Genomic DNA, 22,202 nt, shown 5'->3' with positions numbered 1-22,202 from the left:
TCGGGGGACGCGGGGGACGATCCGGGGGGATTGCAGGTGGGGGAGCACGACGACGGCCGTACGGTGCTGCGCGCGGAGATCGAGGCATTCCGGCAGGGGTTCGGCCAGCCGGATCTGCTGACGGCCGCGCTACGCGCCGCGGTGGTGTTGCTTCCCGTCACCGACGACGACCGCATCCTGATCAGCACGGTTCGTGGCGTCGACTGGGTCTGCGCGTTCACCGACGAGGCGGAGTACACGGCGTATCTCCACGCCCGGCGGGAGGCGGCGTCGGTGCGGTACCGGGCGCTGTTCGGCCGCCGACTCCTCGACGAGATCGTCCCGGCGCTGCCGCGCCCGACCGGTGTCGTGATCGACGCCGCCGGCGCGGCGCCGATGGCGTTCCCACCGGATCTCGAGCGGGTGGCGTCGTGAGCGAACTCGCGGTCGACCCGCAGGTCCTCGTCCAGGCGGCCGAGGGCATCAACGCGATCACCGGTTCCCTCGCCGACCTCGGTATCGGCGAGATCGCCTCGATGGGCCGCGGCTTCTCTCTGCTGTCGCTGTCGCCGCTGGAAGCGGGCGCGCACGACGTGCAGGCCGCGTTCGAGGAGTTCGTCGAGCGCTGGTCGTGGGGTGTGCGGCATCTGGTGCAGGCCGCCAACTCGATCGCGCAGACCCTGGACCTGAACGCCGGCCGCTACCACGACATGGAGCAGACCACCGAGACCATGTTCAAGACGGTGTGGACCGACATCGCAGGTAACCCACACCTCAGCAGCGAGGAGATCGCCGACCGCGACTGGGGCGAAACCCTCGCGGACAATCCGGTCAACAATGTCCTGCACCCCGAGTACAGCGTCGGGTCGTTCACCGATGCCCACCGGGAGATACGGGCAAACGGGGCCACGGCCGTATCTGCCGTGACCGGAGCGGATGCGGGTCCCGGATCCGGGCGCCCGCAATGAGCTGGCTCAGCGACACCTGGGAGGCGGCGAAGGGAACGATCGATGACGCCGGTGACTTCCTCACCGACACCGCGGAATCCGGTACCGAAACCCTCGGCCAGGCGGTCGACTCCGGACTGGACAGAGCCGCGCGGTTCGCCCGCGACCTGGGTGCGGACACGATTGCGGACACCCTGACAGGACTCGGTGACCGCGTCGCCGACATCACCGGTGGGGCGGTCGACGAACTCGAACTCGGCCAGACCGACGACCCCCGAGAACTCGTCCGCGGCGATCCGGCCGCGATCGGCGAGGCCGTCTCGACGCTGGCCGAGATGGCCTCCGGCATCGCACTGACGGGCGACTCCCTCGCCGCGATCGACACCGCCGGGTGGACGGGGAGCGCCGCGGATGCGTTCGACTCGGTGTACGACCGGCAGCCGGGACTCTGGCGCGCGGCATCCGACGCCATGACGACGGCAGGGAACTGCCTCACCTCGTGGGGGCACGCCGTCGCGGCGGCACAGGCGCGCGCCGCGGATGCCGTGGTGCTGTGGCGAGAGGCCGAGTTGGCTCGGGCCGCGAGTGCAACAGCGGGTCGCGAGGTCACCGACACGTGGAGCGAGGCGAAGGACGCGGCCACCGAGATCCTTCGCGGCGCCCGCGCCGAACGTGACGGCGCCGCCGGCCGGATCGCCTCCCAGTTGGCGGCGGCCACCGAGTCCGCGCCGACCGAACCTCCCTTCACCGAACGCCTTTTCGCGGATGTCATGGACCTGCAGGGCGCGGCGCAGATGGCGGAGGCGAACTTCGTCTCCGGACTGGTCACTTCGTTCTCCGGCATCGTGGGGTTCGTCCGCCAGGTCAACCCGACCGACCCCTACAACCTCAGTCACCCCGCGGAGTACGCGGAGTCCATGTCGGCGTTGGTGGCCGGCCTGTTCGTCGCCGCCTCGGATCCGGGCGCCATCGTCGAGGGAATGCTGACAGACTTCCGCGAGAACCCGTTCGAGGTGCTCGGCGGCCTCACCGGCGACGCGGTTCTCACCGTGGCGACCGGTGGTGTCGGGGGTGCGGGCGTCGCCGCCGTGCGCGGGGCGGAGCGGGTCGCGGCCGTCACCGACGGGATCGCCGATGCGGCGCGGCTCGCGGAGCACGTCCCGGAGGTACATCGGCCCGGAGTGATTCCGGACGCAGCGCGACCGGAGATCCCGGAAGCCCATGCTGCACCCCGGACCGAGCCCGCGGACATGCACTCGACAGCGGACACCGATCCAGCGGCGTCACCGCGTGCAGACAGCGGCGACCCGAACCCGCCCGCCGACCGAGAACAGGTCCCGGCCTCCGACTCGACACGTCACGGGTCCGCCGAGTCCACCTCCGATGGGGCAGGCCAACCGGACCACGACACGGAACCGGCCACCCGCCAACCGGATTCGGGCGGCGCGGGTGCGCCCGAGGTGGGCGGTGACGCTGCACCCACACCCCACGAGCTCGCGGACGCGGACAGTGGTGCGTACCAGGCGGCGGCGGACAACGGGGTCGAAGCCGACCGCACGGGACATCAGAACACCGAGGGCGGCGACCCGGTCGATGTGGCGACGGGAGAATTCCTGCTCCCGGAAACCGATCTCGCGCTCCCCGGTGTGCTTCCCCTCGTCCTGGGACGTCGGCACCGGTCGAACCATCGATTCGGCCGATGGTTCGGGCCGAGCTGGTCCGCGACCCTCGACCTGCGCGTGGTGGTCGAGGAATACGGCGTCACGTTCCTCGCCGAGGACGGCGTGATGCTCACCTACCCGCACCCCGAGGTCGACGCCGAGGTGCTGCCGACGTCCGGGCAGCGCTGGCCGCTCACCCGCACCGAGACCGGCGGCTACCGGATCCACGACCCGGACCGCCGCATCACCTGGCACTTCGCGCCGAATCCCGAACTGGGCGGGGTGGATGCCGCACTCGGCAACCTGGCGATCAGTGCGATCACCGACCGGCATCGCAACCGCATCCTGTTCCGGTACGACGCGGACGGGGCGCCGCGGGAGATCTCGCATTCCGGTGGCTACCGGGTGCTCGTCTCCGCTGTGGCGGGCCGAGTGACGTCGCTGTCCGTCGTGGACGGCGACGAGACGGTGCGAGTGCGCCGGTTCGGCTACACGGGCGGCAACCTCACCTCGGTGACGACCGGGGAAGGGGGCGTCACCCGATACGAGTACGACGCGGCCGGCCGGATGCTGGCGTGGGTCGACGACAGTGGCACCCGCATGGACAACACCTACGACGAGGACGGCCGCGTCGTGCTCCAGCGGGGCACCGCGGGAATCATGAACTGCCGCTTCGAGTACACCGACCTGCCGAGCGGGCGGGTCACCGTCGTCACCGACTCCACCGGGGCGGCCACCACCCACGGTTTCGACGCCGATCTGCGGTTGCGCGACCTGATCGGTCCTGTCGGCGGGCACACCCACACGGATTACAACAGTCGGCGCGAGCCGCTGCGCGTCCGCACCCCGGACGGCGCCACCACGGGATACGCGTACACGCCAGACGGGGACGTCGCCCGCATCACCCGGCCCGACGGCGCGGTCGTCACCGTCCAGTACTCCGCACCGAAACAGCCGGCGGCCGTGCATCATCCGGACGGCGCCACCACCCGGCAGCAGTGGGACGAACACGGCAGACTCGTCGCGGTCGTCGACCCGTCCGGTGCCAGAACCTCGTACGGTCACCACAGCACCGGTGCGATCGCCCGCGTCACCGATCCGACCGGCGCCACCACCCTCGTCGAGTGCGACGCCGCCGGATTGCCGGTCGGGGACATTGACCCGACCGGCGCGGTCACCAGGATCGACCGGGACGGATTCGGCCGCCCCGTCCGCGTCGTCGACTCGACCGGCGCCACCACCGTCCAGACCTGGTCCCCGAGCGGGCACCTGCTCAGCCGCACCGACCCCGACGGCGCCACGGAAACCTGGTCGTACGACGGGGAAGGCAACCTGCTCGCCTACACGGACGCGGTCGGCGGCATCACTCGGTACGAGTACGGGCCGTTCGATCTACTCGCCGCGCGCACAGAGCCGGACGGCACGGCCACCCGGTACGAGTGGGACACCGAGCGCAGGCTCACCGCCGTCACCAACCCGCTCGGCGATACCTGGACCTACCGGTACGACCCGGCCGGGCGCCTGATCTCCGAGACCGACTTCACCGGAGCCACGACCACCTACACCCGGGACCCGATGGGCCGGCCCGCGACGGTGACCGCCGCGACCGGCGTCACCCGCACCCACACGTACGACCTGATCGGCCGGCTCACCGACGTGCGCGCCGACACCGGCGAGCGTCGCCGCTTCGTCCACGATCTCGCCGGACGGGTCACGCTCGCGGAGTCGCTCGCCGCCGACGGTGCCGCGCACACCGTCGAATTCGACTACACGTCACACGGTCTGGCGGTGAGCGAGACGGTGGACGGACGCCGCGCGGCCTTCGAGCATGACCTGGCCGGTCGGCGGACCCGGCGGATGAGCGCGACCGGCGGCGAGACGACGTGGCGATGGGATTCGGCGGGACGACTGTCGGCGCTGACCGTCGACGGGCGTGGGGTCGAGTTCACCCACGACGCACGCGGCGCCGCTACCGGGTGGCGGATCGGTGAGATCGCGGTCGCGCAGACCCACACCGCGTCCGGTCGGCTCGCCCGACGCTCCGTCACCGCGCACCCCGCGTCCGCGCTCAACCTGGGACTCGGAGGCGGGTCGGGTGCTGCCCCGGCGATGCTGCGGGAGGACACCTACGACTACCGGCCGGACGGCTACCTGGTCCGGCACCTGGCACTGGCGGGCGATGCGCGTCTGCAGACCGAATACACACTGGACCCCGCCGGGCGGATCACCGAACTGACGCGCGGCGCGCAGCCGAGCGAGCGGTACGGATACGACGGACTGGGGAACCTCACCAGGGCGGGCGACGATCGACGCGAGTACCGCCGAAACCTCATCGTCCGGGACGGGCGCAGCCGCTACCACCACGATGCGGCGGGGCGGCTGGTGCGCAAGACGGTGACGAGGCTGTCCCGCAAACCCGATGTCTGGCAGTACCGGTACGACGCGTTCGACCAACTCGTCGAGGTGGTCACCCCGGACGGGCGGCGCTGGCGGTACACCTACGACGCGTACGGCCGCCGCACCACCAAGTCGCGGGTGGCGGACGACGGGACGGTGGTCGAGCGGACCCGGTTCGTCTGGGACGGAAGCCAACTCGTCGAACAGGACGTCGCGGGTGAGGTGACGCGATGGACCTATCGGCCGGGTGGGTTCGCACCCATGACACAGTCGCGGGTCGATGCCGAGTTCTTCGCGATCGTCACCGACCTCGTCGGCTCGCCGGTGGAGCTGGTCGACCCCGGCGCGGGCGAGGTCGTGGGCTCGGCATCGGCGGACCTGTGGGGACGGACCATCTGGCAGGGGGAGTCCACGCCGTTGCGGTTCCCGGGGCAGTACTTCGACGACGAGTCGGGCCTGCACTACAACCTGCACCGCTACTACGATCCCGCGCTCGGGCGGTACGTCACGCAGGATCCCCTCGGCCTGGCGCCGGCGGCGAATCCCAGTGCGTACCCACACAACCCGACCGGATGGATCGACCCGCTGGGGCTGACGCCGGAGGCGTGTGGGAGTGCTGGCGTTGCTGGAATGGGGTATCTCGACTCCAGCACCTATGAGTACCTCTATCGCGGCGTCTACTACGGACATCCCGCACATGCCGATGCGCTCGACGGTGTTGCCGTGCCATGGGGCGGCCACCACGACCCACATCTCCACAACCAGGGTGACAACAACAGCATTTTCACTTCGTGGACCGTCGACGAGTCGATTGCGCAGGAATTCGCGCGCAGCGGAAACGGTCCGGGAGTTGTCTTGCAGATACCCAACGTTGATGGCCCAACCTACACTCGGGTCCCATCGCCGGATGCCTTTGGCGAGTTCGAAGTACTGATTGCGGGGCCGGTTCGCAATGCCGAGATACGCTGACCGCACAAGACCAGGACGCAAGGATCAGGCATGAGCGCACTTCCGCGGTTGTTGGGGGCCGAGTATGTTCGGCGACAACTCGATCGGCTGGGATTGGAGCCGTCGATTGCGGCTGGCCTCGGTGTCATTTTGCAGAGTTGTACCCGGTCGGGACGTATCGAACTGCACGCGATTGAGAGGCGTGCAGTTGTGACGACCTTCCAGAGAAGGCTACGGCGCGCAGATCAGCGGGGCGAAGTCTTCCCGGGTATGCGGGAGCTTCTGTCTCGCCTCGAGGAGAGTCAGGGTACGACGGTGTGGACAGCCGCTCTTCAACATGAGGGACGAAGCTTGTCGATTTGGTTCGACTCCAGCGATGAGATGCTGGGGTGCGTAGTGAGTGGTGCCGGCGGCGCCCCCGGCCACGAGGCGCCGCATCCGTCGTAGCGGCGCGAGCCGGGGGCCGACAGTGAACGTGGGTCGTTGCAGCGTCAGGCTCCCGCCGGCAGCTTCGTGAAGTCCGGCTCCCTGCCCTCCGCGAAGGCGACGAGCGCCTCGATGTTCGCGGGGCCGCCCATCAGTTCCGCGAAGCAGGCGTTCTCCCGCTCCCGTGCCGCGGCGATCTCGGCGCGGAGCGGCTCGGTCATCGTCCGCTTGACGGCCATCAGGCTCGAGATCGGCTTGGCGGCCAGGGTTTCCGCGTGCCTGCGGGCGACGTCGAGCAGCTCGTCGGGCTCGCACACCTGGAAGACCAGGCCCATCTCCTTGGCCTGGTCGGCGTGGATCCATTCCGAGCTCATGAGCACCCAGGCTGCGTTCTGCCGCCCGATCAACGTCGGCAGCAGGTAACTCGACGCCGCCTCGGGGGCCACGCCGAGGCCGGTGAACGGGCACTTGAGCTTCGCCGCGGTCGACATGAACGCCAGGTCGGCGAACCCGATGATCGTGGTGCCGATGCCCAGGCCGAGGCCGTTGATCGCGCAGATCAGCGGCTTCGGGAACTCGGCGAGCGCGTCGATCAGGCCCAGGAAGCCGTGCTTTCCCGGCTGGAAGTTCGGATCGCTTGCCCGCGCGTGCATCTCGCGTAGGTCGGTGCCCGCGCTGAAGGCGCGGCCGTTGCCGGTGAGCAGCACCACCGCCACCGACGGATCCGCGGCGGCCTCACGCAGCGCCTCGGTGGTCGCGTCGTAGAGCGCCTCGTTGAACGCGTTGAGCGCGTCCGGTCGGTCGAGGGTCAGCGTCCGGACGCGGGCGCGGTCGTCGATGAGGATGCTCATGCCCAGCACCCTAGAACGTGTTGCAGAAATTGGGAAGGTCTCCGGAGGCCGTTGTCCGTGACCTGTCCTAGGCTGGCGCAATGGGAGCTTCCGCATCCGGTCGACGCCTCCGGTCCGTGCCCACCGACCCCGACGCTCTGCGGTCGTTCGTCGAGGAGACCCGCGCCTGGACGGAGCCGCTCGGCGCCGTCGCCTACCGGTTGCGAATCGACCTCGACGGAGTCTTTCCGGCGGTGTGGCGGCGGTTGGTGGTGCCGTCGACGCTCAGGCTCGACGAGCTGCACCCGGTACTGCAGTCCGCGATGGGATGGAAGGACACCCACCTGCACCAATGGCTCCGTCCGGACCCGCAGGGGTTCGGTGACGGTGACCGGTATGCCATGCGGTCGAGCATCGAGGACGGCTTCGACGAGGGCGCCCGCTGCGAGGAGAAGGTCCGGCTCGACGACGTGCTCAGGGCGCCCGGCGACGTCCTGGAGTACGAGTACGACTTCGGCGACGGCTGGGAACACACCGTGGTGCTCGAGGCGATCGATCGGGACGCCTCCCCGGACGAATCGCACTGCATCGCCGGCGAACGGGCCTGTCCACCGGAGGACTGCGGGGGCGCGTCCGGTTACCGGCACCTGGTGGCGGTGCTCGCGGACCGGGCGCATTCGGAACGCGAGGACCTGCTGGGCTGGCTCGGCGGCGAGTTCGACCCGGAAGCGTTCGACGTCGACGCGGTGAACGTGAATCTGGCCGCGCGCGACGCCGTGCGACTTCACCCGCCCGTCCTGGACTCCCGGTTCGCCGCGCTGTTGGCGCGGATTCCGCACCAGGCTGCCCCTCGGGTGCACGCGCTGGTGGCGCGCGCGGACCTGCAGGACAGGCTGGTGGTGCCGTTCGAGGAGATGGAGTCCGCCGCACTCGCCCAGCTGCGGTGGCTGCTGCGCCGGATCGGCACCGAAGGCATCGCGCTGACCGCGGCCGGTTACGTTCCGTCCGAGCATGTCGCGGCCGCCCGCGACGAACTCGACTGGGGCGGACGGTGGACCGGCCCCCGCGAGGCCGACAATCCGCTCTTTCGGCGGCTCCTGGACGCGGGCCGCGCGTTCGGCCTGACCCGCAAGTACAAGGGCGCGCTCCTGCTGACGAAGCGCGGTGCGACGCTGCTGCGCCGGGACTCCGACCTGTGGGAGCACGTGGTAACCACGGTGCCGCTCGGCAGGGAGCAGATCGAGTACGAGGCCGGCCGCCTGCTGCTGCTCGGTGTCGCCGCCGGGGCCACCCGCGGCGAGCAGCGTGCCGCGCTGGCCGAGGGCTTGGAGGCGCTCGGGTGGTGCCTCGAGGACGGCGGGGTTCTCGACGAGTCCGACGCATGGCGGGTGGCCGCCGCGACCGCGGACTTCCTCGAGCTGATCGGCGCGGTGACTGCGTACTCCCCGCGCGATGCCGGGCGGCCGCCGGACTGGGCGCGGGGGTTCGCGCGGATGGCCCTGTCGATGTAGGGGCGGGTCACGGAGCCGTCCCCGTGACCCGCGCCCGATGTCATCCCTGGGAGGAGCCCAGTGGCGTCCGCAGTTCCCGCTTGAGCAGCTTGCCGCTCTGGTTGCGGGGCAGCGCCTCGACGAAGCGGACCTGCTTGGGCACCTTGAACGGCGCGATCCGCTCCTTGACGTGCCCGACCAGCGCCTCCTCGGTCAGCTCCTGGCCCTCGCGCAGCACCACGACCGCGGTGATCGCCTCGATCCACTTCTCGTCCGGGGTGCCGATCACCGCGACCTCCGCGACAGCCGGATGGGTGTAGATCGCGTCCTCGACCTCGCGGGACGCGACCAGGATGCCGCCGGTGTTGATGACGTCCTTGATCCGGTCCACGACGGTCACGAAGCCCTCGGCGTCGCGGCTGACCAGGTCGCCGGAGTGGAACCAGCCGTCGCGGAACGCCTCCGCGGTCGCGTCGGGGTTCTCCCAGTAGCCCTGGCACAGCTGCGGGGAGCGGTAGAGGATCTCGCCGGACTCGCCGTCGGCGACGTCGTTGCCCTCCGCGTCCACGACCCGGGTCTCGACAAAGAACACCGCGCGCCCGCACGACGACGGCCGCTCCGCGTGCTCCTCCGGACGCAGCACCGCAGCCAGCGGACCGATCTCCGACTGGCCGAAGCAGTTGTAGAACCCCAGGTCGGGGAACTTCTCGCGGAGCCGATTCAGCACCGTCACCGGCATGATCGACGCGCCGTACTGCGCCTTGCGCAGCGACGACAGGTCGCGGGTCTCGAGGTCCGGGTGGTTCGCCAGCGGCACCCACACCGTCGGCGCGAGGAACAGCGACCCGATCCTCTCGGCCTCGACGCGGCGCAGGATCTCCGGAATGTCCGGTGCCGCCATCAGATTCACGGTCGCGCCCACCGACAGGTACGGCAGCATGAACACGTGCATGCCCGCCGAGTGGTACAGCGGCATCGCGATCAGCGGATTGTCGTCCGACTTGAGGTCCAGCGCGATCACCGACGAGACGTACTCGTAGACGAGGGCCTCGTGGGTCATCATGGCGCCCTTGGGCTTCGAGGTGGTGCCCGAGGTGTACAGCAACTGCACCAGGTCGGTAGCGGCGGCGCGGGGCGTCAGGTCGGGCACCTCGCCGGCCTCGGCCGCTTCGAGCAGCGATCCGTCCGCGTCACGCAGTGGCAGGACGTGCTCGACGCCGGTCAGGTCGGCCCGTACGCCGTCGAGCGTGCCGGCGAGCGCCGGGTCGACCAGCACGGCCCGAGCCCCGGACTGGGACACCAGATAGGTCAGCTCCTCGCCCTTGAGGGCATAGTTCACCGGAACGTGCACCAGCCCGGCACGGGCGCTCGCGAGGAACCCGATCACGTAGGCGTCGGAGTTGGTGCCGTAGGCGGCGACCCGGTCGCCCGGTGCGAGGCCGAGCGAGAGCAGGTGGGCGGCGGCGCGTGTCACCGCGTCGTCGAGTTCACGGTAGGTGCGGACGCGACCGTCGAACGCCAGCGCGGTGCGGTCGGGGAACTTCGCCGCCGAGCGACGCAGGACGCCGTCGACGGTGTGGGTGCGCGGATCGAGACTCATGCACGTCAGATTATGGGACGTCCAACTAATTGGGAAGGGTTTTGCGGAACCCTCGACCGGGCGGGCCGGTCGAGGGTTCCGCACCGGCGGAGACCGTCAGATCAGCGCCGGGCGAAGAGTGCGGGCTCGCTGCCGGGAACCTGGGCGACCTTCTCCCGCGCCACCAGATGCCGCAGGTGCGCGGCGGCCTCGGACACCGCCATCCCGCGTGCCTGGGGAGAGAACGCGTCCCACCCGCGGTACCACTTCATCCGCTCGGCGACCTGCCACAGGGTGATCTCGTCATCGCCGAACGCCTCGTACAGGTGATCGAGGCGCTCCTCGTGGTGCTCGATCAGTTCCTTCGCGCGGCCCGGGAGATCGGTGATCGGCAGGCCGTGGGCGCCGAGGCCGCGCGTGACACCCATCGACTGCACCCGCTGCAGCGAGTCCATGAACTCGGCGAGGGCGTCGCGCTCCTCGAGCGGGTAGACGAAGTTCCCGACGTGGGGCGTCGTCTTCTGCAGGACGTGGTCGCCGGTGAACATCACGTCGGCGTCCTCGAGGAGGAAGCACGCGTGGCCGGGCGTGTGGCCGGGGGTGAACACCACCCGCAGGTCGCGCCCCTTCAGTGCGATGACCTGCCCGCCGACCAGGGTGCGGTCCGGGGTGGACTCGGGGCCTGCGGGGGAGCTGATGCCGCGGACCGCCTCGGCGTACGCGTCGCGATCCTCCTCGGAGGCGCCGGCCCGAGCCATGTTCACCAGCTGGTCCGCCAGCCACGCCTCGTCGTGGTTCGAGGACATCAGCCGGAACAGTTCGTGGTCGTCCTCGTGCATCGCGATCCACGCCCCGGATGCCTCCCGCACGCGCCCGCACAGGCCGGTGTGATCGGGGTGGAAGTGGGTCAGGACGACGCCCTCGACCTCGGTGACCGAGTGTCCGACCGACTCCAGTCCCTGCGTCAGTCCCTCCCAGCCCTCGTCGCCGTCCCATCCGGCGTCGACAAGCACGATTCCACCCGGCGACTCCATCGCGTACACGAAGGTGCTGCCCAGCGGGTTGTGCGTCATCGGAACCGTGATCTGGAAGATGCCATCGCCGATGGCCACTGCGTCAGACATAGTCATTACCTCTGTACCCGTGAAATACGCCTCAAATCCTTTCGTTCATCACTACCTCACGCAGTGGCCTGGAGCACACCCCGGGTCCCGCTTTGCAGGACGATCTGTGACATAAGTAACTGGACCTGTCGTGGGGTGTGCGCAGGGGTTTTCGCCTGTGTGCTGGGGCGTTGCGCGTGCCGAGGGGTGGATGCCGGAAAAGGTGTGTGCGCCCGCGATCGGCCGTGTGCACACAGGCGTTGCCGCGTGTACACGGAGATTGGGCGTGCAGATGGGGTGTGGACGAGGGAAAGGGTGTGTGCACCCGAGGCGGAGTCGCGGTGCGGCGAGTACCCGGATCGGGTCGGATGCCCGTCTGACCTGGCGCGCGGCGGCGCTGTCGTGTCCGGGGCCTGTGGTAAGCCTGACTCGACCCGCACACCGACCGATGGGGGGATCGTGCTCACACTGCACCGCGCCGAGCGGTCGGACACGCTCGCCGACACCCTCGCGCGCACCCTTGCCGCCCCGCTCGCGGATCCGTTCGCGCGGGAGGTGATCGCCGTCCCGGCTAAAGGGGTCGAACGCTGGTTGACGCAACGGCTTTCGGCTGTGCTCGGCGCGGCACCGAATGCGGCGGACGGGGTCGCGGCGAACATCGACTTCCCGTCGCCGGCCCGGCTGGTCGACGAGACGCTCGCCGCGGCCACCGGCACCACCGCCGACGCCGACCCGTGGCAGCCCGCGAGGGTCCTGTGGACGCTGCTGGACGTGATCGACGCGAGCCTCGACGAGTCGTGGGCGGCGGTGCTGGCCCGACACCTCGGCCAGGACGACCCGGACGGGCATCGCGCCGGCCGCCGCTACGGCACCGCCGCGCACCTGGCCGAACTGTTCCGCGCCTACGGTGATCAGCGACCCGCGATGCTCGTCGACTGGGCGGCCGGGCGCGACAGCGACGGCGCCGGTGCGATACTCCCGCCCGACCTGGCGTGGCAGGCCGAACTGTGGCGCCGGCTCCGCGACCGCCTCGGCGCGCCGAGCCCCGCCGAACGGCTCGCTCCGGCGTGCGCCGCGCTGCGGGAGCGCCCCGACATCGTCGACCTCCCCGAGCGGATCTCGGTGTTCGGGCCGACCCGGTTGACGACCGCCCAGCTCGAGGTCCTCGACGCCCTGTCCGTCAATCGCGATGTACACCTGTGGATTCCGCATCCGAGTCCGGCGATGTTCGACGCCCTCGCCGGTCTCGACCCACCGGCCACCCGCGCAGCCGACGAGCGCGGCCTCGCGGTCCGGCATCCGCTGCTGGCGAGCCTCGGGCGGGACGTGCGGGAACTGCAGGGCCGGCTGAGACTCGACGCCGTCGCGCACGCACACCATCCGGCACGGCCGCGCCCGGACACCCTGCTCGGCGCGCTGCAGTCCGACCTCGCCGCGGACCGGGCACCAACCCGGCGCCCGCTCGACGGCTCGGTCCAGATCCATGCCTGCCACGGTCCGGCCCGGCAGGTGGAGGTGCTGCGGGAGTCGTTGCTGCACCTGTTCACCGAACTATCCGACCTCGAACCCCGTGACGTGCTGATCATGTGCCCCGACGTGGAGACCTACGCGCCGCTGATCCGCGCGGCGTTCGGGCAGGACGGTGTCGGGCACCCCGGGCACGCGTTGCGGGTGCGGCTGGCGGATCGCGCACTGCACCAGACCAATCCGGTGCTCGGAGTGGTGGCGTCGCTGCTCGAGCTGGCCGACGGCCGGGTCGCCGCCAGCCAGGTCCACGACCTCGCCGCCACGGAACCGGTCCGCCGCCGGTTTCGGTTCTCCGACGACGACCTCGAGCGGCTGCGGGAGTGGATCACCGTCGCCGGTGCCCGGTGGGGCATCGGTACCAGGGAGCGTGCCGCGCACGGACTGCCCGAATTCCGGCAGAACACCGTCCGGTCGGCGCTGGACCGGATCCTGCTCGGTGCCGCCACCGACGACGCCGACGGCGACTGGCTGGGGCTCGCCCTGCCCCTCGGCGGGGTGGACAGCGGCGACATCGACCTCGCAGGCAGGCTCGCCGAGTTCGTCGACCGGCTCGACAAGTCGCTGTACGGCCTCGCCGGACCGCAGTCCGTCGACGCGTGGGCCGCGGCGCTGGATCTGTCGCTGGACCTGCTCGTCGACGTGCGCGAGCGCGACGCCTGGCAGCTCGGGCAGGCGAAGCGGGAACTGGCCGCCGCGGTCGAACACGGCACCGCGCAGCTGCGGCTGGCCGACGTGCGCGCGATGCTAGCGTCCCGGCTCGCCGGCAGGCCCACCCGCTCGAACTTCCGGACCGGGGAGTTGACGGTGTGCACGATGGTGCCGATGCGATCGGTCCCGCACCGGGTGGTGGCATTGCTCGGCCTCGACGACGAGGCGTTTCCGCGTAGTCCGGGCGTCGACGGCGACGACGTCCTCGGTCGCAACCCGCTTCCGGGGGAACGGGATCCGCGCAGCGAGGACCGTCAGCTGCTGCTCGACGCGATCGGCGCGGCGGGGGAGCGGCTGCTGCTGTTCTACACCGGCAGGGATCCGGTCAGCGGCGCCGTGCGCCCGCCCGCCATCCCGCTCAGTGAGGTGCGGGACGTGCTCGACGAGATGGTCGGCCGTCCCGGCGCCGCCGTCACTGCACATCCGCTGCAGCCGTTCGATGCCCGCAACTTCCGGGAGGACACGCCCCTCGGATTCTCCGCCCCGTTCAGCTTCGACAACGCCGCCCTCGCCGGGGCACTCGCCGCGCAGCATCCCGCCGAACGGGACCCGGGGCTGCTGCCGTCGCCGTTGACCGAGCGGGAGCGGGGGAACGTGGACCTCGCCGACCTGATCGCCTTCGTCGTGCATCCGACGCAGGGGTTCCTCAAACAGCGCCTCGGCGTTCGGCTGGCCGACCTGGACGAGGAGATCGCCGACGCACTCGACCTGGAACTCGACTCGCTCGCGAAATGGGCGATCGGGGAGCGGATGCTCGCCGCGATCCTCGCCGACGACCGCGACATCACCACGGCCGTCGCCGATTTCCGCGCCGCGGAATGGCGTCGCGGAACCCTGCCGCCCGCGGAGCTCGGGCAGCGGGCGCTGCGTGAGGTGGAGGAGACGGTGCGGGTGCTCGCGTCCGCGGGCCGGATGCCCGGGCCGCCCGAGACACTCGACGTCGACGTCGATCTCGGGGGCGGACTCCGGCTGACCGGCAGCGTCGACGGGGTCCACGGTGACGTCGTCGCGCGCACCACCTTCTCGAAACTCGGCCCGAAGCACCGGCTCACGGCGTGGGTGCAGGTGCTGGCGCTGGCGGCCGCCAACCCGGACCGCCGGTGGCGGGCCGAGACGACCGGCAAGGGGCGGTCCCGCAGGCCGACGGCGTGGCGGTCGCACATCGTCGCCCCCGGCGACGCCCGCGAGCAGCTCGCCGCGCTGATCGCGTTGCGGTACGAGGGACTTCGCGCACCGCTGCCGATCGCGACCGCGGCCACCGCGATGTACGCGCAGTGCCGCGCGCAGGGCGACTCGGTGGCGATCGCCGTCGACGCGGCCCAGAAGGAATGGGACAGCCCGTTCGGTGACGGGAAGGACAAGCACGTGAGCTACCTGTACGGGCCGGATGCGCCGCTGTCGGTGCTCACCGCCGATGTCGCCGCCGGGTCGGAAGGCACCCGGTTCGGTGAGCAGGCCCGCATCCTGTGGGCGCCACTGCTCGCCGCCGAGACGGTGGGGACGGTGTGATGGCGCCCGCGACGACCACGAATCGTGCCGCGTTCGATCTGCTCGGCGAGCTGCCGTCGGAGACGACGGTCCTCGAGGCCAGTGCCGGGACCGGCAAGACGTACGCCATCGTCGGTCTCGCCGTGCGGTACGTCGCCGAACGCGGCGTGGACCCCGAGCGGTTGCTGCTGGTGACGTTCAGCCGCGCCGCGACCAAGGAGCTGCGTGAGCGCACCCGCGAACGCTTCGCCGACGTCGCCGCCGGTCTCGCCGACCCGGCGTCCACCGACGACCGGCTGGTGCGGTATCTCGCCGATGCCGACGCGGACACGGTGGCCTTGCGCCGCCGCCGGCTGCTGCAGGCGCTGTCGAACTTCGACGCTGCCACCATCGCGACCACGCACAGCTTCTGCCAACGCATGCTGGACAGCATCGGCATCGCAGGGGAACGCGACCCCGACACCGAACTGGTCGAGGAAGCCACCGAGTTGATCGCCGAGACCATCTCGGACCTGTACCTGAACCGGTTCGGCCGCGACCCGGACCCGTCGCTGACCCCCGAAGAGGCGCGAAAGGCGGCGCGGGGGGCCATCTTCGACCCGCAGGCCGTGCTCGCACCGCAGAGCGCCGACGGGACCACCGCGGGTGACGCGGTCGCGTTCGCGCAGGCTGTTCGAGTCGAGGTGCAACGGCGCAAACGCGCCGCAGGCATCCGCGACTTCAACGACCTGCCCGCCCTGCTGCACGGCGTGCTCACCGATCCCGAGCACGGCGCCGACGCGCGGCGCCGGGTGCGCGAACGGTTCGAGGTGGTGCTCGTCGACGAGTTCCAGGACACCGACCCGCTGCAGTGGGGGATCCTGCGGGCCGCCTTTCATGAGCACGCCACCCTGATCCTGGTCGGGGACCCGAAACAGGCGATCTACGCCTTCCGCGGCGCCGAGGTCTTCGCGTACCTCGACGCCGTCACCGAGGCCCGCACCCTGGAGCTGACCACCAACTGGCGCAGCGACAAGCCGCTGCTCGACGCGCTGGCCCACGTCCAGGGCGGTGCCGCGCTCGGGCACCCCGACATCGTCGTGCACCCCGTGTCGGCGGCGAGGTCCACCGCGCGGGTGTCCGGGACGCCACCGATCCGGTTGCGGCACCTGACCCGCGCCGGTGCGGGACCGCTGGGCCGCAACGGTTTTCCCTTCGTGGCCGCGCTGCGGTCGCGTGTCGCCGACGACGTCGCCGCGGACGTGGTGCGGCTCGTCGAAGGGGGTGCGACGATCGATCACGGCGGCGGTGCCGCCACGATCGACCTCGGCCCCGACGACCCGCTCGGCGCCGGACCGCGGCCGGTCGCGCCCGGCGACGTCGCCGTGCTGGTGCGCACCAACAAGCAGATCACTCTCGTCCACGACGCCCTCGACCGGGCCGGCATCCCGGCGGTCACGGTCGGCGGGCTCAGCGTGTTCGTCACTCCTGCCGCCCGGGACTGGTTGTGGGTGCTGCAGGCCCTCGAACAGCCGCACCGCGCCGACCGCGTGCGGTTGGCGGCGCTGACGTCGCTGCTCGGGCGCACCGCGAGCGAGCTGGACGCCGGCGGTGACGAGCTCGTCGCGCAGATCGGCGGCGGGATCCGGGATCTCGCGCGGGTGTTCGCGACGGCCGGGTTCGCGGCGATGGTGGAGCGGCTGTCCGCGTGGAGCAGGCTCGAGGCGAGGCTGCTCGGCCGGGTCGGCGGCGAACGCCTGCTGACGGATCTGCGGCACATCGCGCAACTGCTCGGCGAGGTCGCGGTGGGGCAGGGCCTGGGCCTGACCGCGCTGACCCGCTGGCTCACCGACCGGATGCGGGACCCCACGTCCGGCACCGTCGACCGCAGCCGCCGCCTCGACTCGGATGCCGCCGCGGTGCAGATCGCCACCGTGCACGCCACCAAGGGGCTCGAGTACCCCATCGTCTACGTGCCGTACGGGTGGGACGCGGCGAAGATCCCGACCCCGGACCGGCTGCTGCTGCACGACGACGCCCACACCCGGATCCTCGACGTCGGCGGGCCCGACGGCCCCGGCTACGCCGAACGCCGGAAGCGGCACGACGAGGAGGAGGCCGGGGAGGAACTGCGGCTGCTGTACGTCGCGCTGACGCGGGCCAAGTGCGCGCTGGTGTTGTGGTGGGCGCCGTCCTCCTCGACGGCGTCCTCGCCGCTGCACCGGATGCTGCTCGCCCGCACCCCCGGCGCGGCCGACGTGCCGCGCATGCTGCCGATTCCCGCGGATCCCGAAGTCACGCAGCTGTTCTTCCGCTGGGCCGACGGCGTCGACGGCATCGAGATCGAACCGGTCGCGCCGGACCCGATCGTCGTCGGAACCTGGAACGCCCCGCAGGAGCAGGCGAAGAAGCTCGTCGCGGCCCGGTTCGACCGGATCCTGGACGCGGACTGGCGGCGCACCTCCTACACGGCGATCACCGCGGCCGCGCACGCGCTCGCGCCGGTTGCCAGCGAGGCGGAGACCCCCGAACTCGACGACGAACCGGAGGAACCGCCGCTGACCGCGGTCGGCGTCGACACCGGCGACGGCCACCTGCCCTCCCCGATGAACGGGCTGCCCGCAGGCGCCGCGTTCGGCACCCTCGTGCACGCCGTCCTCGAGTACGTCGACACCTCCGCCCCCGACCTCGCCGCCGAGGTCCGGCAGCGGTGCCGCGACGAGGTGGCCGCCGGGTTCGCCGGGGTGGACCCGGACGCACTCGCCGCCTCCCTGCTCCCGGTCCTCGCGACACCGCTGGCCGACACTTCGGCCCGAGGCTTCGCCCGAGGAGGGGCCGAGCACACTCTCGCATCGATCGCGCCGGCGGATCGGTTGCCGGAACTCGACTTCGAGTTGCCACTGGCGGGAGGCGACGCCGCATCGGACCGGGTGACGCTCGACGCCGCGGTCGCCCTGCTGCGCCGGCACCTGCCCGCCGACGACATCCTCGCCCCGTACGCCGACCAGCTCGCCGAACTCGGGCCTGCCCCGCTGCGCGGCTACCTCACCGGCAGCATCGACGCGGTGCTGCGACTGCCCGGAGTCGATTCCGAGCAGCCGCGGTTCGTGGTGGTCGACTACAAGACCAACCGGATCGCGCCCGGTGACCTGACCACAGGACAGTTCACCCGCGACGCGATGGCCGCAGAGATGATGCGCTCGCACTACCCGCTGCAAGCCTTGTTGTATTCCGTTGCCCTGCACCGCTACCTGCGCTGGCGGCTGCCCGGCTACGACCCGGATGTGCATCTCGGCGGCATCCAGTACCTGTTCGTTCGCGGCATGGCCGGTCCGGACACCCCCGCCGGCTGCGGGGTGTTCGACTGGCATCCGCCGGCCGCGCTGGTGACGGACCTGTCCGATCTGCTGGCCGGCGCCCCCGCACCCGAGGTGGCTGAAGGGCACCGTCGTGCGGTTGATCCGAACCAAGGTGCCCTTCACCCGGCGGGGGAGGAGCGGCCGTGACCGAGGCGTGGGTGGCCCAGCGTGGGCAGGGGGCGCTGCGGGCGTTCAACGAGGCGGGGGTGCTCGGCGCCGCGGACGTGCACGTCGCGCTGCGGCTCGCGCAGTTGGCGGGGGAGCGGTCCGAGGACACGGTGCTGGCGACGGCCCTCGCGGTGCGGGCCGTGCGGTCCGGCTCGGTGTGCCTGGAGCTGGACCGGATTCGCGACATGGGTGTCGACGCGCTGGTCGCGGAGGAGGAGACGGAGGTCGACCTCGACGCGTTGCCGTGGCCGGAACCGGCGGCACTGCTCGACGCGCTGAACGCCAGCCCGCTGGTCGTCGGGGGCGCGGCCGGACCGCTGCGACCGCTGCGGCTCGTCCACACCCCGATCGGTCCGCTGCTGTACCTGGAGAAGTACCACCGGCAGGAGGAGACCGTCCGCCGCGTGCTCGATGCCCGGGCCGGTGACCACCCCGAGGTCGACGTGGACGTGCTGCGCGCGGGTCTCGCCGACATCTTCCGGGACGAGGAGGCGCCGGACCGGCAGCGGGTGGCGGTCGCCGTCGCGGCCACCCACCGGACCGCGGTGATTGCCGGCGGTCCCGGGACCGGCAAGACGTACACCGTCGCGCGGGTGCTGGCGATGCTGCGGCGGCTGCATGGCGACGGGCTGCGGATCGGGCTGGCCGCCCCCACGGGGAAGGCGGCGGCGCGCCTGCAGGAGTCGGTGCAGGGTGAGGGCGCGGCCCTCGGGATCCCCGACACCCTTGCGGCGTCCACCCTGCACCGATTGCTGGGCTGGGGCCGGAACGGTCCGAAGTTCCACGCCGGGAACCACCTGCCGTACGACGTGATCGTCGTGGACGAGACGTCGATGGTGTCGCTGACGATGATGTGCCGGCTCCTCGAGGCGCTGCGACCGCAGACCCGCCTGATCCTGGTCGGCGACCCGAACCAGCTGGCGTCGGTCGACGCCGGCGCGGTACTCGCCGACCTCGTGGACCGTCCGGTCACCGTGCCCGAGAACCCGCTGCTCGAGCAGACGGTCGGCCCCGATCTCGGCGCGGCGCGCTGGGCCGCCGGCGAGCGGGACCGGCTGCGGGGCGGCATCGTCCGGCTCGATCGCAACCGGCGGTTCGACGAGGAGATCGGCGCCCTCGCGGACGCGGTCCGGGACGAGGAACCGGACCGGGTGATCGACCTGCTCCGCACCGGCGGCACGGGGATCGAGTTCCTGGCCCCCGACGACCTGGATGCGCTGCGGCGTCAGGTGGTGGCGAACGCGGCGGAGGTGACGGCGGCCGCGGAGGCGGGCGACGTGGCGGCGGCGCTGGAGCTGTCGGAGCAGCATCGGCTGCTCTGCGCCCACCGCGACCGGCCGCTGTACGGCGTGTCCTGGTGGGAGCGGGCGTCTCTCGAATGGATCGGCGCCGCGACCGGACACCGCCTCGACCCCGACGGCTGGTCGGCAGGCCGGCCGCTGCTGGTGACCGCCAACGACTACGACGCGCAGATCTACAACGGCGACACCGGCGTCGTGGTCCGCCGCGACGACGGGGAACTGATCGCCGCGTTCGCCCGGGGCAGCCGGCCGCTGCTGATCCACCCGAGCCGGCTCTCGTCGGTGCAGTCCGTCTACGCGATGACGATCCACCGCAGCCAGGGCAGCCAGTACGGCACCGTGTCCGTGATCCTGCCCGACGCGAACTCTCCGCTGCTGACCCGGGAACTGCTCTACACCGCCATCACCCGCGCCAGGAAGAAGGTCCGCATCATCGGCACGGAGGACGCCGTCCGGGCGGCCGTGACCCGGAACGTGCGCCGCGCGAGCGGGCTGCGGTTGGGGTAGCTGTCCACAGCGTGGGATTCGACGGGAACCTTTGGCGTGGTGGCTGCATCGAACCAGGTACAGACAAACTGGGGAGACGCACATGGGATACACCGAGTACGTGGTCTTCGTCGTGCCGCGGCACCGCGATCACCAACTCGACCGCGAATTCGACGCGGCCTTCGACCTCGAGGCCCGTCAGTTCGCACGCCTCGACGGCGACGACACCACTTTCACCAGGGTGGTCCACAACTGCGTGCGGTTGGTGCACGCGGACCTGACACCCGGCTCGTTCGACGGCGCGGATTCGCTCGTCGACGAGCGAATCGGGTTGCGCGTCACGGTGATGGGCGACGCCGTGCGGATCGGGTTGCTCGCCGACCCGGCGCCGGCGGACGCCGAGTACACCGTCGGCCTGGTGCAGCGTCTGGTGGCCGCGTTGACCGTGACCCTCGGGTGGATCGCGTTCGATCCCGCCCAGCGCGTCGCGGTGCGACCGACCGAGGCGTACCGGGACGGCGCGATCGCCCTGATCCGGGGCCACTCGACTGAACCCGACGGGCGCCACGTCCGGGGAGCGGTGTGAGCGGTCGGTTGGTGTTGTTCGCCCCCGTGACCCCTCGCGACCAGATGGCGTTCACGTCGGCGCGATGCAATGGCGGCCGGGCATCTCGCCCCTTCACCACGGATCGTCGGGCACGTTCCTGCCCGTGAAAGGACACCGCTCATGGCCACCGTCACCTTCGACGGCCTCACCCGCCGCTATCCCGGAGCCGACCGCCCCGCGGTCGACGCCCTCGACCTGGACATCGCCGACGGCGAATTCCTCGTCCTGGTCGGACCTTCCGGCTGCGGCAAGACCACCTCGCTGCGCATGCTCGCCGGGCTGGAGGACGTCGACGACGGCCGCCTGCTGATCGGCGACCGCGACGTCACCGACGTGGACGCGAAGGACCGGGACATCGCGATGGTGTTCCAGAACTACGCCCTGTACCCGCACATGACGGTCGCGGAGAACATGGGCTTCGCCCTGAAGATCGCCCGGACGCCGAAGGACGAGATCGCGCGCCGGGTCCGGGAGGCGGCGCAGATGCTCGACCTCGAGCCGTACCTGGACCGCAAGCCCAAGGCGCTCTCGGGCGGTCAGCGCCAGCGCGTCGCCATGGGACGGGCGATCGTGCGGCAGCCGCAGGTGTTCCTGATGGATGAGCCGCTGTCGAACCTGGACGCGAAACTGCGTGTGCAGACCCGCAATCAGATCGCGCAGCTCACCCGGCGGCTCGGCGTCACCACCCTGTACGTCACCCACGACCAGGTAGAGGCGATGACGATGGGCGACCGGGTCGCGGTGCTCGACGGGGGCGTCCTGCAGCAGGTGGACACGCCCCGCAACCTGTACCTGCGTCCGGCGAACCGGTTCGTCGCCGGCTTCATCGGCTCCCCGGCGATGAGCCTGCTCGACCTGCCGCTGACCGACGGCGGCGCCGACCTCGCCGGGCTGACGGTGCCGATCGCGCGCGGCGTCCTCGGCGCCTCCTCGGCCCGGTCGGTGACCGTCGGCGTGCGGCCCGAGTCGCTGCGCCTGTGCACCGACGGCACCGGCGTGGAGATGCGGGTGGACGTCGTCGAGGAACTCGGCGCCGACGCCTTCGTCTACGGTCACGTCCGCGCCGGCGACACGCGCCACGACCTGACCGTGCGGATGGAGGGCCATCGGTCGATGCCGATCGGCTCGACGATCCGGGTGCGCCCCGAACCCGACGCGGTACACGTGTTCGACCACGAGAGCGGGATGCGCCTGAGCGCGTGAACGAGGGGAGGGGCCG

General features: G+C 71.3%; 12 protein-coding genes. 9 read left to right on the top strand and 3 right to left on the bottom strand.

Translation table 11 applies throughout. The annotated features are described in order from the left end of the window. Window positions 1-36: 36 nt before the first annotated feature. The 3 genes from ACWDU4_RS12600 to ACWDU4_RS12590 are packed head-to-tail and all read left to right on the top strand — an operon-like array spanning window position 37 to window position 5,953. Window positions 37-414: an SseB family protein gene (locus ACWDU4_RS12600; RefSeq protein ID WP_450114242.1), complete on the top strand. Its 378-nt coding sequence runs from the start codon at window positions 37-39 to the stop codon at window positions 412-414. Continuing rightward, a complete protein-coding gene (locus ACWDU4_RS12595) occupies window positions 411-947 on the top strand; it encodes a hypothetical protein (RefSeq protein ID WP_450114241.1) in 537 nt (178 codons plus the stop codon). Before ACWDU4_RS12600 ends, ACWDU4_RS12595 begins: the two co-directional genes overlap by 4 nt. Then, window positions 944-5,953, top strand: a complete 5,010-nt coding sequence (locus ACWDU4_RS12590; protein WP_450114240.1) for a putative T7SS-secreted protein — start codon at window positions 944-946, stop codon at window positions 5,951-5,953. Before ACWDU4_RS12595 ends, ACWDU4_RS12590 begins: the two co-directional genes overlap by 4 nt. 470 nt (window positions 5,954-6,423) lie before the next feature. Here the strand turns inward: ACWDU4_RS12590 and ACWDU4_RS12585 are convergent, their stop codons facing one another. Next, entirely contained in the window at window positions 6,424-7,209 is a 786-nt protein-coding gene (locus tag ACWDU4_RS12585; protein ID WP_450114239.1) for an enoyl-CoA hydratase/isomerase family protein, read from the bottom strand. Between the two features lie 80 nt (window positions 7,210-7,289). Between ACWDU4_RS12585 and ACWDU4_RS12580 the strand changes: the two genes are divergently transcribed. Next, window positions 7,290-8,699: a plasmid pRiA4b ORF-3 family protein gene (locus ACWDU4_RS12580; RefSeq protein WP_450114238.1), complete on the top strand. Its 1,410-nt coding sequence runs from the start codon at window positions 7,290-7,292 to the stop codon at window positions 8,697-8,699. Between the two features lie 40 nt (window positions 8,700-8,739). Here the strand turns inward: ACWDU4_RS12580 and ACWDU4_RS12575 are convergent, their stop codons facing one another. Next, complete coding sequence (locus ACWDU4_RS12575) at window positions 8,740-10,278, bottom strand: acyl-CoA synthetase (protein ID WP_450114237.1); 1,539 nt, start codon at window positions 10,276-10,278, stop codon at window positions 8,740-8,742. Window positions 10,279-10,379: 101 nt separating this feature from the next. Next, window positions 10,380-11,381: an MBL fold metallo-hydrolase gene (locus ACWDU4_RS12570; protein ID WP_450114236.1), complete on the bottom strand. Its 1,002-nt coding sequence runs from the start codon at window positions 11,379-11,381 to the stop codon at window positions 10,380-10,382. 438 nt (window positions 11,382-11,819) lie between these two features. Here ACWDU4_RS12570 and recC point away from each other — a divergent pair, with 438 nt between their 5' ends. The 5 genes from recC to ACWDU4_RS12545 all read left to right on the top strand — a co-directional run bounded on the left by recC (window position 11,820) and on the right by ACWDU4_RS12545 (window position 22,186). Next, window positions 11,820-15,104: an exodeoxyribonuclease V subunit gamma gene (gene recC / locus ACWDU4_RS12565; RefSeq protein ID WP_450114235.1), complete on the top strand. Its 3,285-nt coding sequence runs from the start codon at window positions 11,820-11,822 to the stop codon at window positions 15,102-15,104. After that, entirely contained in the window at window positions 15,104-18,568 is a 3,465-nt protein-coding gene (locus ACWDU4_RS12560; RefSeq protein ID WP_450114234.1) for a UvrD-helicase domain-containing protein, read from the top strand. Before recC ends, ACWDU4_RS12560 begins: the two co-directional genes overlap by 1 nt. Beyond that, window positions 18,565-20,397 carry an exodeoxyribonuclease V subunit alpha gene (recD, locus tag ACWDU4_RS12555; protein ID WP_450114233.1) on the top strand — a complete coding sequence of 611 codons (1,833 nt, stop codon included), beginning with the start codon at window positions 18,565-18,567 and terminating at the stop codon, window positions 20,395-20,397. Before ACWDU4_RS12560 ends, recD begins: the two co-directional genes overlap by 4 nt. 82 nt (window positions 20,398-20,479) lie before the next feature. Beyond that, window positions 20,480-20,962 (top strand): hypothetical protein, encoded by a 483-nt coding sequence (locus tag ACWDU4_RS12550; protein ID WP_450114232.1) that lies wholly within the window; start codon window positions 20,480-20,482, stop codon window positions 20,960-20,962. A 141-nt stretch (window positions 20,963-21,103) separates the two neighbouring features. Continuing rightward, window positions 21,104-22,186, top strand: a complete 1,083-nt coding sequence (locus tag ACWDU4_RS12545) for an ABC transporter ATP-binding protein (RefSeq protein WP_450114231.1) — start codon at window positions 21,104-21,106, stop codon at window positions 22,184-22,186. Window positions 22,187-22,202 lie beyond the last annotated feature (16 nt).

This window comes from Rhodococcus sp. NPDC003348 (assembly GCF_053589375.1).
Note: the sequence above shows the minus strand (reverse complement) of the source record. Positions and strands in the feature narration are given on the sequence as shown.

Bases quoted from the DNA above. Each gene is read 5' to 3' on its own strand.
- ACWDU4_RS12580 (WP_450114238.1), top strand. From the start codon at position 7,290: ATGGGAGCTTCCGCATCCGGTCGACGCCTCCGGTCCGTGCCCACCGAC.
- ACWDU4_RS12575 (WP_450114237.1), bottom strand. From the start codon at position 10,278: ATGAGTCTCGATCCGCGCACCCACACCGTCGACGGCGTCCTGCGTCGC.
- ACWDU4_RS12570 (WP_450114236.1), bottom strand. From the start codon at position 11,381: ATGTCTGACGCAGTGGCCATCGGCGATGGCATCTTCCAGATCACGGTT.
- ACWDU4_RS12545 (WP_450114231.1), top strand. From the start codon at position 21,104: ATGGCCACCGTCACCTTCGACGGCCTCACCCGCCGCTATCCCGGAGCC.
- ACWDU4_RS12585 (WP_450114239.1), bottom strand. From the start codon at position 7,209: ATGAGCATCCTCATCGACGACCGCGCCCGCGTCCGGACGCTGACCCTC.
- ACWDU4_RS12590 (WP_450114240.1), top strand. From the start codon at position 944: ATGAGCTGGCTCAGCGACACCTGGGAGGCGGCGAAGGGAACGATCGAT.
- ACWDU4_RS12560 (WP_450114234.1), top strand. From the start codon at position 15,104: ATGGCGCCCGCGACGACCACGAATCGTGCCGCGTTCGATCTGCTCGGC.
- ACWDU4_RS12550 (WP_450114232.1), top strand. From the start codon at position 20,480: ATGGGATACACCGAGTACGTGGTCTTCGTCGTGCCGCGGCACCGCGAT.